This is a genomic window from Pseudomonas sp. MPFS (assembly GCF_022537035.1).
GTDB classification, from domain to species: domain Bacteria; phylum Pseudomonadota; class Gammaproteobacteria; order Pseudomonadales; family Pseudomonadaceae; genus Aquipseudomonas; species Aquipseudomonas sessilinigenes.
This window is the reverse complement of the sequence record NZ_CP066123.1, coordinates 4142375-4154858: the sequence shown is the minus strand read 5'-3', so window position 1 is coordinate 4154858 and position 12484 is coordinate 4142375. Positions and strand designations below refer to the sequence as shown.

The 12484-nt window shown below is 62.4% G+C and carries 12 protein-coding genes and 2 pseudogenes; 10 read left to right on the top strand and 4 right to left on the bottom strand.

Annotation, left to right across the window (positions count from 1 at the left end):
- The first annotated feature begins 162 nt into the window (after window positions 1-162).
- From rpiB to I9018_RS18940, 3 genes are all read left to right on the top strand, one after another.
- Complete coding sequence (gene rpiB / locus I9018_RS18950; protein ID WP_241107202.1) at window positions 163-627, top strand: ribose 5-phosphate isomerase B; 465 nt, start codon at window positions 163-165, stop codon at window positions 625-627.
- Window positions 628-692: 65 nt separating this feature from the next.
- Window positions 693-1673, top strand: a complete 981-nt coding sequence (locus I9018_RS18945; RefSeq protein ID WP_241107201.1) for a sugar-binding transcriptional regulator — start codon at window positions 693-695, stop codon at window positions 1671-1673.
- A gap of 321 nt (window positions 1674-1994) precedes the next feature.
- On the top strand, window positions 1995-3584 hold the full coding sequence (locus I9018_RS18940; RefSeq protein WP_241107200.1) for a TerC family protein: 1590 nt from the start codon (window positions 1995-1997) through the stop codon (window positions 3582-3584).
- A 54-nt stretch (window positions 3585-3638) separates the two neighbouring features.
- Here I9018_RS18940 and I9018_RS18935 read toward each other — a convergent pair whose 3' ends face one another.
- From I9018_RS18935 to I9018_RS18920, 4 genes and pseudogenes are all read right to left on the bottom strand, one after another.
- A complete protein-coding gene (locus I9018_RS18935; RefSeq protein WP_241107199.1) occupies window positions 3639-4724 on the bottom strand; it encodes a GGDEF domain-containing protein in 1086 nt (361 codons plus the stop codon).
- A gap of 18 nt (window positions 4725-4742) precedes the next feature.
- Window positions 4743-4913, bottom strand: a pseudogene (locus I9018_RS18930) (DUF4434 domain-containing protein); the annotation flags it as partial.
- A 16-nt stretch (window positions 4914-4929) separates the two neighbouring features.
- A pseudogene (gene wecB, locus I9018_RS18925) lies at window positions 4930-5556 on the bottom strand (UDP-N-acetylglucosamine 2-epimerase (non-hydrolyzing)); the annotation flags it as partial.
- A 592-nt stretch (window positions 5557-6148) separates the two neighbouring features.
- Window positions 6149-6694 (bottom strand): adenylate kinase, encoded by a 546-nt coding sequence (locus tag I9018_RS18920; protein WP_241107198.1) that lies wholly within the window; start codon window positions 6692-6694, stop codon window positions 6149-6151.
- A gap of 270 nt (window positions 6695-6964) precedes the next feature.
- Here I9018_RS18920 and I9018_RS18915 point away from each other — a divergent pair, with 270 nt between their 5' ends.
- The 7 genes from I9018_RS18915 (at window position 6965) to I9018_RS18885 (ending at window position 12475) form a co-directional block, all read left to right on the top strand.
- On the top strand, window positions 6965-7261 hold the full coding sequence (locus tag I9018_RS18915; protein WP_241107197.1) for a hypothetical protein: 297 nt from the start codon (window positions 6965-6967) through the stop codon (window positions 7259-7261).
- A 250-nt stretch (window positions 7262-7511) separates the two neighbouring features.
- Window positions 7512-8186, top strand: a complete 675-nt coding sequence (locus I9018_RS18910) for a hypothetical protein (protein ID WP_241107196.1) — start codon at window positions 7512-7514, stop codon at window positions 8184-8186.
- 78 nt (window positions 8187-8264) lie between these two features.
- Complete coding sequence (locus tag I9018_RS18905) at window positions 8265-8405, top strand: hypothetical protein (RefSeq protein WP_241107195.1); 141 nt, start codon at window positions 8265-8267, stop codon at window positions 8403-8405.
- A 156-nt stretch (window positions 8406-8561) separates the two neighbouring features.
- Window positions 8562-9995, top strand: a complete 1434-nt coding sequence (locus tag I9018_RS18900; RefSeq protein ID WP_241107194.1) for an RtcB family protein — start codon at window positions 8562-8564, stop codon at window positions 9993-9995.
- Between the two features lie 186 nt (window positions 9996-10181).
- Entirely contained in the window at window positions 10182-10727 is a 546-nt protein-coding gene (locus I9018_RS18895) for a hypothetical protein (RefSeq protein ID WP_241107193.1), read from the top strand.
- A 534-nt stretch (window positions 10728-11261) separates the two neighbouring features.
- Window positions 11262-11648, top strand: a complete 387-nt coding sequence (locus I9018_RS18890; RefSeq protein WP_085597965.1) for a RidA family protein — start codon at window positions 11262-11264, stop codon at window positions 11646-11648.
- Between the two features lie 62 nt (window positions 11649-11710).
- On the top strand, window positions 11711-12475 hold the full coding sequence (locus tag I9018_RS18885; RefSeq protein WP_241107192.1) for an IclR family transcriptional regulator: 765 nt from the start codon (window positions 11711-11713) through the stop codon (window positions 12473-12475).
- Window positions 12476-12484: the final 9 nt, after the last annotated feature.

The following is a 12484-nucleotide window of genomic DNA, read 5'->3' as shown; positions in this document are numbered from 1 at the left end:
TGAAAGATAGGCTTTTTACCTCAGTCTTTAGGGCTTTTACTTGGGTTTCAGGTAATTCTTGCTTGACATCATGAGATTATTGCTTGAGAAATGACTGAACAAAAATTCATTAAATGATCATATGGTCAGTCTAGCTCTTACCTGAAAGCGGAGCGCAATGCCATGCATACAACCTGTTCGGTGGCCATCGGCTGCGATGAAGCGGGGTTCGAACTCAAGGAGTTGCTCAAGCGGCACATTGAGGCGCTCGGATACCCGTTGGAGGATTTCGGTACCCATTCCCTGGAACCGGTGCTCTATCCGGACATCGCCCTGGCGGTGGCCACGGCGATCAGTGCTGGGCGTCATCGGCTGGGGGTGCTGGTGTGCGGCACCGGGATCGGTATGGCTATCAGTGCCAACAAGGTCCAGGGCATCCGCGCGGCCCAGGCCCACGACACCTATTCGGCGGAGCGTGCGCGCAAGAGCAACGATGCGCAGATTCTGTCCATCGGTGCACGGGTGGTGGGGGCGGAGCTGGCCAAGAGCATCGTCAGTGCCTTCTTGCAGTCGGAGTTCGAGGCGGCGCGCTCCGGGGCCAAGGTCGAGCGCATCAGCGCTATCGAGCGCGACGGTCACAAGGGCTGAGGTAGACGCCTCCCGTATCCACTAGAGAGAATGCGCCTTTGATGCCGAAACGGAAGCCAATCCACATGAGTGACAGCACCCTGCGCGGGGCCAGCGACATCGACCTGATGACTGAGGTCGCCATGCTCTATTACCTTGAAAACGTCACGCAGGAAGTCATTGCCAAGCGCTTCGATCTGTCCCGGGCCAAGGTCAGCCGCCTGCTCAAGCGTGCACGGGACGAAGGCATTGTCGAAGTGCGGGTGTTGCAGCATCCGGCCATGAACAACGAGCTGGAACAGGCTCTGGTGGAGCGTTTCCAGCTGGACCGGGCCCTGATCGCCGTGGACCACAGCGACCCGGATACTCAGCGCTCGGCGGTGGCCAGCCTGGTGGCCAACTACCTGAACAAGACCTTGAACGACGGCATGATTGTCGCCGTCGGCATGGGGCGCAATGTCGGCGCGGTGGCCGACAATGTGTTCCTGCCGGTGACCCGCAACTGCACCTTCGTCTGTGCCATCGGTGGCTCCCTGCGGGCCGGCGAATACATGAATCCCGACCATATCTGTCGGCGCCTGGCCCTGCGCTTCGGCGCCGAGAGTGAAACCCTGTATGCCCCGGCGCTGGTGGCCAACCCGGAGCTGCGCAGCGCGCTGATCAGCAACGACACCGTGCGTTCGACCCTGGACCGGGCGCGGCGCGCGGACATTGCCCTGATCGGCATCGGCGACATGAGCGAGAACAGCAATATGGTGCGCATGGGCTGGTTCTCGCCCCAGGAGATTGCCCAGGCGCGCCTGTCCGGCACTGTGGGCGACATGATGGGTTACGACTTCATCGACATTCATGGCCAGCCGGCGGTCAACGCAATGCAGGGTCGGGTGATCGGGCTGACGGTACAGGAGTTGGTGAGAATTCCCGATGTGGTGGCCATCGCCAGCGAGAACACCAAGGCCGCGGCGACGCTAGGAGCCTTGCGTTCCGGGGTGATCAACACCCTGGCGACCACCGTGACCAATGCTCATACCATCCTCGCGCTGGATGACGCCACCCGTAAGAACTGATGCCGCGGGGGCGGGCCGGATAAAGTTTTGTAATGATTTCCCGCTGGGGAGTCGGCTCGCCCTCCCTGTAATCTCCAAATCCGTTTTTTCACTCAGGACTTGCATGAACACGCTCTCGGAGCCCCCCAATCGGCGCTCTCATTCCGCCTTACCCCCTGCTTTCCCACGCCACTGCGTCATCCTGAGGCGCAGGCGCCCAGGCTGCCATGCCAGTCGCCACGTTTTCCCGGCATCCGCCGCTTCCCACCCTTGCCAGAACGTCCCCGAGGCCTTGCGCCTTGGCGCCGTGTCGCGCCTGGCCGCCTGAGGAACCTGAATCGTATGGAATGGATCGCAGACCCCACGGCCTGGCTTGGCCTCTTGACCCTGATCGTCCTGGAACTGGTGCTGGGCATCGACAACCTGGTGTTCATCGCCATCCTGGCCGACAAGTTGCCGCCCCATCAGCGCGATCGGGCGCGGATCATCGGCCTGTCCCTGGCGCTGCTGATGCGCCTGGGCCTGCTGGCCAGTATTTCCTGGATGGTGACCCTGACCCAGCCGTTGTTCGAGGTATGGGGCAAGAGCTTCTCGGGCCGTGACCTGATCCTGCTGTTCGGTGGTGTGTTCCTGTTGTTCAAGGCCACCATGGAGTTGCACGAGCGCCTGGAAGGCCATGTCAGCCAGCGGGCCAGCAACGCCGGTTACGCACTGTTCTGGCCCATCGTGGCGCAGATCGTGGTGCTCGATGCGGTGTTCTCCCTGGACGCGGTGATCACCGCCGTGGGCATGGTGGACGAGCTGGCAGTGATGATGATCGCGGTGGTGGTGTCCATCGGCGTGATGATCGTGGCCAGCAAGCCGCTGACCCGCTTCGTCAACAGCCACCCGACGGTGATCATGCTGTGCCTGGGCTTCTTGATGATGATCGGCTTCAGCCTGACCGCCGAAGGCCTGGGCTTCCACATTCCCAAGGGCTACCTGTACGCGGCCATCGGCTTCTCGATCCTAATCGAGCTGTTCAACCAGATCGCCCGGGCCCGGCGCAAGAAGTCCCTGCAGGGCCTGCGGCCGATGCGCGAGCGTACGGCCCACGCGGTGATGCGCCTGCTGGGCGGGCGCAAGCTGGCAGCGGAGGAGGTGGGCGAGGATATCGCCGACCTGGTGGAAGGCGACGAGACGGCGCCCAACGAGCTGTTCGACCGCCGCGAGCGGGTGATGATCAGCGGCGTACTGCAACTGGCCGAACGCCCGATCCGCAGCCTGATGACGGTACGTGCCGACGTCGACTACATCGACCTGGCCGACGACGCCGAAAGCATCCGCGAGAAACTGATGCATTCGTCCTACTCACGCCTGCCGCTGATTCGCGACGGTGCGGTGGAGGAGCCACTGGGCTTCGTGCACAAGAAGGAGCTGCTCAAGGAGTACCTGGCCGGCAACCAGCCGAACCTTGCGCACCTGGCGCGGACCACGATCAACCTGCTGGACAGCTTCACGATCCTCAATGCCCTGGAGCAGATGCGCAAGGCCTCGACCCACATCGCCTTCGTGATCAACGAATTCGGCGATTTCGTCGGTGTCCTGAGCATGACCGACATCCTCGAATCCATCGCTGGCGAGTTGCCTGACGCCAGCGAAATCGAAGGTCCGGACATCGTCGAGGAGCAGGGCGGGTTCCTGGTCAGCGGTGCCTTGAACCTGGCGCAGATCCGCCAGCGCACCGGCTTCGCCGCCGAGCCGACCGAGGACTACCAGACCCTGGCCGGGCTGGTCATGAGCCTGCTGGACCGCTTGCCGGTCAAGGGGGATTGCCTGGAGTGGCAAGGCTGGAGCCTCCAGGTGATGACGGTCGAGGAGCGGCGGGTGACCCGGGTGCGGATGCTGCCTACCGAGCCGCGCAAGGCCACTGATGGCGATCCACAAGACTGATCCCAGGCTGGCCTCCCTCGGCGATCGAGGGCGGCACGCGTCGACCGGGCGCTGTCAGCCAGTCGTGACGTGGAAGGTATAGCGGTCCTTGCCGCCGTGCTTGGACCGGTACAGGGCCTGGTCGGCCTTGACCAGTGCCTGGTTCAGGCTGTCATCGTCCTCGATCCGGGTCAGGCCGATGCTGATGGTGGCCGGGTGCCGGGTCGGTTGTTCGCGAACCACCTGGCATAGGCGTGCGGCGAGGGCCTCGACGTGGTCGTGGTGCACGCCCGACAGGTAGACGGCGAACTCCTCGCCCCCCAGCCGGGCGTAGTCGAAATCCTTCATGACCGACTGGATGTCAGCGGCGATGCGCTTGAGCACCTCGTCGCCAATATCGTGCCCGTACCGGTCGTTGATCCTCTTGAAGTTGTCGATGTCGATCATCGCCAGGTAATGCTCGGGCTCGCGAGGCTGTGCCTTGATGCGCTGGCCAGCGCGGGCCATGAACGAGCGGCGGTTGGGTATCTCGGTCAGGGCGTCGACATAGGCCTGCTCCAGCAAGCGCTTGGCCATGATGTAGTTGTACAGCCGGGCCTGGCGCAAGGTGATGAAGCTGTACAGGGTCAGTGCGGTGAGGAACAGCGAGTAGGCCAGGACGATCAGGCCCTTGAGTTCGGTGATCGAGGTGCGGGTCATCCAGTAGGGGTTGAGTACGCTCCAGGTGATCAGCACCGCGACGAAGAACGACCAGCGCCGCAACGGCATCACCGAGGCGCTGTAGAGAATGCTCGAGGCGCCGAGGATCAGCCAGACCGGGTGCAGGTCCATGGGCAGGCCTTCGATCACCAGCCGCACGGCCAGGGCGATGACCAGCACGAACAGCAGGTTGACCCATTGGAAGTGCCGGGCCCTGCGGGTGAAGCCCAGGATGATGGTGTTGATCACCAGCAATGTCAGGAATACCAGCGAAAGGAAGGTGAAGCCCTGCTGGCCGGGAAAGCTGACGATCAGGTCGAAGATCAGCCAGATGCTCAGGCTGGCGATGTAGGTCAGGATGCAGAAGCTGTGCAGGCGTTCGAAATCGTATTGGGCGAACTCGTTCTTCAAGGCCGCCGGGGCGGCCTGGCTGAGTACCTGTTCTTCAATGGTCCTGAACATCGCCGGCCCTTGGGTGAGCTAAGGAGTGCGCAAGGCCTGGCCCCAGGGTCGGTAGCGCAGGGAGAACACGGCCGTGGCATGGCAACCGGCCGCCAGGGTGTCAGGGGGGGCCGGCTCGGCTTGAAACGGCTGGCCTTCGGCGCTGGTCTGGCGAAAGGCTTCGCGGACGATGCCGACCCCGCAGGGCACTGGCATAACTGTCGCGCACCATGCGCCGCTTGTCGTCGAGCACCGCCAGGGGCGAGTCGGCAGAAGGGCGCCAGTGGAGATCCTCCTGATGGCTGCGCATCCACAGCAGTGCATCGATCACGGTATTGCCGGTGATCTCGATGTTGGCTTCCGGAACGCCTTCGCGCAGCAGGTTGGCTTCGCACTTGGCGGTGGGGGCGAAGTGCAGGTCGGCGATCACTCCGGTCAGGCGGCGGTTGGCCTCTTCGGGCCAGGGGGCCTTGAGGTTGCCGGTGCGCAGGCCGGCTTCGACGTGGCCGATGGGCAACTGGCGGTTGAAGGCGGCCAGGGCGGCGATGAAGCTGGTGGTGGTATCGCCGTGCACCAGCACGATGTCCGGTTGCAGGCGCTCGTAGGTGGCATCCAGGTTGATCAGCAATTGCTGGGAAAGGCCATTGAGAGACTGGCCCTGGGTCATCACCTGCAGGTCTTCGTCGACACTCAGCTCGAAGGAGTCGAGCACCTGCCTGAGCATTTCCCGGTGCTGCCCGGTGGAGCAGATATGCAGCTCGATCCCGGGCCATTGACGCAGGACCCGGGCCAGGGGCGCCATTTTGATTGCCTCAGGGCGCGTACCGAAAACCATCATGACTTTGAAAGGCATTGACCTCTCCAGGGTGTGATGCAACCGGTTCTGATCCTGAATAAAAGCAGTGGGATCCACTCTTGTCCAACCAGGGTCCGGAACGCGCGCTATCGCTCAAGCACGCGGTTGCGAAGAAAAGAGGGGGTCTGGTAATGGGATCAAATCGAAGTTCCAAAGACGTTCGGGCCAACCGTCTGGAAAATGCAAGATGATGTTTCGGCAGGCTTCGGTCGGGCGCGCAAGAGTCAATTGTTTATTACATTTTCGTCATAAAAATGACGCTATTGCCATTTATCGGGAGCTTTCAAATTAGCGCGGTATGAATGTGTCAATATGATGTCGCTCGCTGCTAAAATGCCTGCCATTGGCCGCTCGTTGGGTGGCCGGGCAAGTGTTCTGTTTTGCGAGGTGGTTCCGTGGGTCGTGCGTTGGCGTTGTATGTAATGGGAATGACGTTGGTCCTGACGTGTTTTGCCTGGGCGGTATCTTTTTTGTTCCATTGAGCGCCCGGTGGCGTATCGAATCTTTGCGCTTGCCCAACCGGTGAGCTTGGAAGTCTTTGTCCAATAGCGATGCCTTGGCCCGTGATGACGCCAGCTCGCATTCGACCTCAGCAGGGCCTGGTGATGATTGCCAATGCCTGGTCCAGCATTTTTTGCATTGAACCTGAACCTTCGATGCGCCCTTGGGGCTGGTCCAGTCGTGCCAACCATTCCTTGTGACGTGGGCGGCTGCGACCTGCCCGAGAGCCGCCGTCGTAGGCCGCTGCCCATTCGAGAAAGGCCAGGTGCTGGGTATGCATGTCGCCGCCGGGCAGGATTCGCGGGCCAAAACGCTGTCGTTCCCGTGAGCGGATGCGTTGCAGGCGCAAAGGCGTGGGGGTATCGACATACAACACCCAGTCGGCTTGCGCGATGATTGCATCGCCCCAGCCGTCCATCGAGCCCGAGAGTACCCAGGGCTTGTCCTCCAGGGCCTGCTTGAGGCCCAGCAGCCGCTGTTCTACGGGGCGCGCCTGCTGGAAGGGCGGATCGCTGGGGTGCCAGTAGTGTTCGTCGACGTCGACATGGGGCAGGCCCAATTGCTGTGCCAGGAGCGCGCCCAGGGTACTGACGCCGGCACCCGAGGCGCCGATCAGATAGATGCGTTGATTCAAGGCACGTCCTCCGGGGTCGAACAAGGGGCGACAGAATGCCATCTCGCTGGCTATTGGGTCGGTCTTTGTGTCCAAGGAGCGGAAAATCTTCATCTTCAACTGCTAGAACAAGGCTTCACTCGTTCAGGCAGGGGGCTCCAGTGGAGTGTCCTGTCGCCAGGTAGGCTTGTATCTATGCGCCCCATACTGTTTTTAACCCCGTTGTTGCTATGCACAAGCATTGCCCATGGAGAAGACGCGGCTTCTGTATTGGGGCATGGCTTTGGCTCCTTGAGCTGTATCGACCTGCAGGACCCGGACAGCAAGGCCACCTGTGGTGCCCGTGCATTGTCCAATGGCAAGGGCTGCCAGGGCCTGTCCAGCCAGGGTATGCGCGATAAGTGCCTGGATGAGGCGTTGTATCCTGCGAGCAGCTCGAGTCGCACTCGGGTAACCAGGCCCAAGCCTGCGGTGCCGGCTCGGCTGGCTTCGGACCCGCCGAGCGCGGCGCTTGCGGCACCGCCGCTGTCGGACGCCGAGGTCAAGCACCTGGAGCAGGTGCTGGGCGTCAACGGCGGCCAGCCCTGAGGGGATCGGCTCGGGCAAAACCAGCTTTTGTGTGTCTTCGCGCCAGCCTATATGCTCCCGGCCCTTGGATGATGCGACCTGCTGCAGGTCCCGGGGCCTGGACTTTCCCATGGAGCGAACCGTGCACTACCGACTTTTTGAATGCCTGATGCGGTTTGCCGCTGGGAGCCTGTTGCTGGGCGGGCTGCTGATGATAGCTGGCTGTAGGAGCTCCTCAGTGCAGAGCGAGGAACAACAGGCTCAGGATCGGATGGCGAGTCTTCGCGCCGACTTCAAGCAGGTCCTGGATCAGGGCGTGAACAGGTATCACTTCGACGATTGGGTCGGCGGGCTGTCACTGCGTGCGATGATCAACCGTCGCAACGAGGTGGTCAGTTGTACCGCCGAGGCTCTGCCCGACTACCCACTGCAACGATTTCCGGACAATCGCAAGCTGGCGCCGCTGCTGGAGGAGATCTGCTGGAACATGGTGTTTCCCAGGGTTGGGCCACAACTGTTCTCCAACGACCCGGGGGAAAACCTGCAAGTGGTGATCCCGATGGTTTTCTCGCCCCCCCAGTCGCGCCCCATGGAGGAGCAACGAGTCCGTGCAACGGTCCGTGAGTACAGGGATCAGGAGCGGTATCTCTGGCGGCAGCTGTTTGTCGGCGAGCGCCTGGATAGCATCGGCATCGCTCGGTTCCACGGCGTCGTCAGCGAGCAGGGGCAGATAGCACGCTGCCAGGTGGAATGGGTCGCCATTGACGAGCGCCTGCCCGACTTCAAGCCGGATTCCGATCTGGTGCAGCGCCTGGAGGCGCGCTGTGCAACCCTGGATCTGCAACAGATGTCGGTTTTCCTGACCTCGTTGCCGGTGGGCCAGCGATTTCTCTTCGAGTTGGAGTACACCCCCTGGAAGACCTGGTCGAAACACAGTTTCCAGTAGGCTGGAACGGGCCTGCACTGCAAGGCTCGGTCAGCTATGGGCGCGGGCATTTACCCCTCGTTCTGCCGTGATGGATGGGTGCTCGAGGCGGGATGGGACCACTGGAGCGGTGACTACCTCTACGCTACGTCGGTGGCCGGTGACGACCTGCTGCGCCAGTTGTTCGCGGTCATCGAGGCTGGCTTGGCCTCTCATCTGCCGGTGGACTGGCCTGGTTGAAAGTCGGCCACCCTGCTGGCAAATATTTGCTCGACACTATTTACATCCGGCCTGGCGCTGTTCACCATACGCGCCGTCTAAGTTTCGCTGCTGACCAGACAATTCCAGCCACCAAAAGGGTGGTTGTTTTGTTGCGTCCAAAAAAAGCAGTCGAATATGACCCACGTACCGTTCAAGAGAATTCAGCACAAGCTCGCCCGTTCCGGGGTGGCCATCGAACGCCTGAATTCCAATTCCCTTTCCATCTCCTCGATCAATGACGCCGGGCTCAAGGCGGATTTGCTGTTGCCCGAAGGTTTTGCCATCGAAGAGAAGGCCATCACCCAACTCATGGATTTCGCCCGGGTTGCCCACCCCCATGGCGGCGAGGTGAAGTGCGCGTGTGCCACGCCGGACTTCCACACCGGCAGCTCGATTCCGGTGGGCAGCGTGATCGTCACCAGTCATGACCTGGTCGTGCCCCAGGCCATTGGCACCGATATCAACTGTGGCATGCGCCTGCACAAGCTGGGCCTGGACTACGAGCAGTTCATGGCGCAGAAGGCCAAGTGGACCGCCCTGGTGCGTGGCGACCTGTTGGAAGGCACGCGCAACATTCCCACCAGCCCGCAAGCCATGAGCGCGTTGTTCGAGGCGGGCCTGGGGGACTTCTGGGCCCAGGTCCGACAGCAGGCCCCGGTCGGCTTGTTCGCCGGAGCGGATTTTGCTCAGTTGCAGCGCGAGCTGGCTGGCCTGCATGAGTCGTCCTTTGCCCGTGGTCGCGCCGCCTATGGCCCGGAGGCCTTGCAGGACCGGTCGCGGCAGGTCTTGCGGGATCCGGGCCTGGGCTCCCTGGGCGGCGGCAATCACTTCGTCGAGATCCAGGTGGTTACCGAGCTGGTGGATCGCCAGGCCTGCTTTACCCACGGCCTGGCGGTGGGGCAGGTGGTGATGATGATCCACACCGGCTCGCGGGATGTCGGGTTCTATGTCGGGCGGCGCTGGATGGACAAGGCCAAGGCTTTGTGGCCGGCGGGCCTGAAGCATCCGCAATCGAAGATCTTCGCCCTGTTCGGCGAGATGGCCGACGAGTACCTGCTGGCGATGCACAGCGCCGCGCACTATGCCGATGCCAACCGCGCGCTGATCGCCGAGATGGTGCGCCAGCGCACCCGGCAGGTGTTCGGCGCGGGAATCGAGGCGCCGCTGATCGTCGATGTGCCGCACAACATCGTGTTGCGCGAGGAGGTGGGCAACGTGCACCGCAAGGGCGCGACCCCGGCCTATGCCGGGCAGCCGCTGCTGATTCCCGGGAGCATGGGCCACGATTCCTACCTGCTGACCGGCCTGGGCAACGAGCGCTGGATGCGTTCGGCCAGCCACGGCGCCGGGCGTTCGATGTCGCGTGGCGACGTGATCGTGCGGGCCAAGCGGGACAAGGCGTTCCTGGGGTTGCAGGGGGTGGAGTGCATCACCACCAAGGAGGAGCGGATGATCGAGGAGGCGCCGGGGGCGTACAAGGAGATCGGGCAGGTGATTCGTTCCCAGGTGGAGGAGCAAACGGTGTCGGTGATTGCGCGGTTTTCGCCGGTGTTGACCTTCAAGGCGTAAGAGCGATGGGCTCGCGGGGCACGATGGCTTGCGGATTTGCCGTTCAGGTAGGCGGCCGCTACATTGTCGCCCCTCTGGCCTGTTCGTTCTGAGCGGTGCCGTTGCGGTTATCTGCGGTCGCAGCAGCTCAGGGCGCAGTAGCCGCCAGGGCGATTGCCTATTTGCGTTGAAAGTCGGGTATCCAGCATGAGTCAAGATCAGAACCTGAAGCACGAGGCGGTAGCGCCATTTACCGTTGCCAGCGAGTTCGTCGTCGACAAGCCGCCCCTTGCCGAACTGCTGGCCGTGCTTGCCCGGTGTGGCGAGGTGGTTTCCAGCTTCTTCAAGCCAGATCCTTGCATCAGGGTACTGGGCGAGGGGCGGCGACTGGCCGAGTTTCTGGAGCGTTTCAGCGACTTCGCCGGGTCGACTGCGATCGGGCAGGTCGAGCCTGAGTTCGGACCTTTTTCCCTGCTGAATCGATACGAGTTCGAGGGCTCGTTGCTGGCGGTGGTGCTGCGGGGCGGGTGTCATCACTCGACCCGCGGGTTGAGCCTGGCCAACGCTCGGAAGTTGCTGGGAGAGGCGCTGGAGGCCGTGTTTCCGGCGCCGTTTTCCGAGCTTGTGGTGTATCGGTTTGACAGCCTCGATTGGTGTGAATTGACCCGGGGATCGACGATTTCTTCTGCTTATGTGGTGTGTCAGGGGGCTCGGAATCTCTGGTGGGTGTTGTGCGTTTCTGACTTTGATTGAGGCCTTCGCCAAAAAAGTAAGCAAAAACGCTTGTCCCTCCACTCGGTGCCTTGCCTAGGCTCGACATGCCCTCTCTCCGGCATTGATCCATAGCCAATGCGGCTAACCCGGCGTCCTGCCGGGTCACCCACGGTTCAATGCCTGCGTTCGGCCATCGTGGTCAACGGGGCCTTCAGGATTAAAAGCCAAAGCAAATCTAAACAGAGCGAAAGCCCTGGCATCGCCTTGTGGAGCCGCTGCCCCAGGCTGCGCACGGGTGCGCAGCGGGCGCTGGGATCGTCAATCCGCCGAAGGTCCTGCGGCCCTTGTCGCAGCCTCGCCCGGGCTCGACAGCAGCTACAGGACTGAGAGCGCGCGTTCGATTTTTCCTCTGTTGCCGCCGTTGGTTTGTATGGCAGACTCCATCAATATTCCGTTACTACGATTCTAATTCCGTTGTAGCGGAAATATTGTTCGGAGCCCGTCGCTGCTGCGATGGGCTGCGGAGCTCTCAGGCGTGGTCGTGGATGGCCACCTTCAACCAGGAGAAACCCCATGAGCATTACCCGTTACGGCACTGGCAGCACCGCAGGCGGTGGCCAGCCGCGTCCTTTCGCCCGCGCCGTGGAGGCCGATGGCTGGTTGCATGTGTCCGGCCAGGTGCCGGCGCTGGATGGCGAAATCATCCATGGCGGCATTGTTGAGCAGACCCATCAGACCCTGCGCAACCTGGTGGCCATTCTCGAAGAGGCCGGCTACGGCCTGGAGGATGTGGTGCGGGTTGGCGTGTGGCTGGAAGACCCGCGGGATTTCTGGAGTTTCAACAAGGTCTTCGGCGAGTACTTCAAGCCCGAACACGCGCCTGCCCGGGCCTGTGTGCAGGCCAGCATGATGGTGGACTGCAAGGTCGAGATCGACTGCGTGGCTTACAAGCAGCGGTAAGCGGCTAGCTGCAAGCGGCAAGTCGAGGCGTGAATGGGAGTGCTTTGGGGAATGGTTCGAAGATGAGCGAAGACAACATCAAGCGCCGGGCCAGGGGCCTGGATCGGGCGTTCGACATCCTCGACTTCCTCAAGGAGGTCGGCCAGCCGCTGCGCCCCAACGATATCGCCAAGGGCGTGGGCAGCCCCAAGTCCACGGTCTACGAGCTGGTGGAGTCGCTGCTGGAGCGGCGCATCCTGGAGCCGGTGGGGCGCGACGGGCATGTGTACCTGGGGCGCCAGCTGTACTTTCTCGGCCAGGCGCACTTGCGGCATTTCGACCTGAGCCGCGAGGCCGACCAGGCCCTGCAAGACATAGTCGCCCAGACCGGGGAAACCGCGCAGATGTGCCTGCTCAATGGGCGCAAGTACACGGTGGCGTTGATGAAGGAGGGCGAGCGGCACTTTCGCATTTCCTCGGACATCGGCGAGAACGCGCCCATTCCCTGGACCGCGTCCGGGCGCTTGCTGCTGGGGCACTTGAGCGATGAGCAGATCGTCGAGTTGATCGACGAGGGCGACTTCATCCTGCCCGATGGCCAGCGCTTGTCGCTGGAGGTTTTCCGCAAGGAAATCCGCCAGGCCAGCGCGGAAGGTTTCTTCTCTTTCGACAGCGTCGCCGACACCTTCACCCATTGTTTTGCCGCGCCGGTGCGCGACGAGCACGGGGTGTGCGTCTGTACCCTGTGCATCGTCGCGCCCCGGGCCGATGCACAGGCCAACTACCGCCACTATCGCCAGGTGCTGCTCGACAGCGCCGATCGCCTGGCCCGGCGGATCAACGACTAACCTGTACCC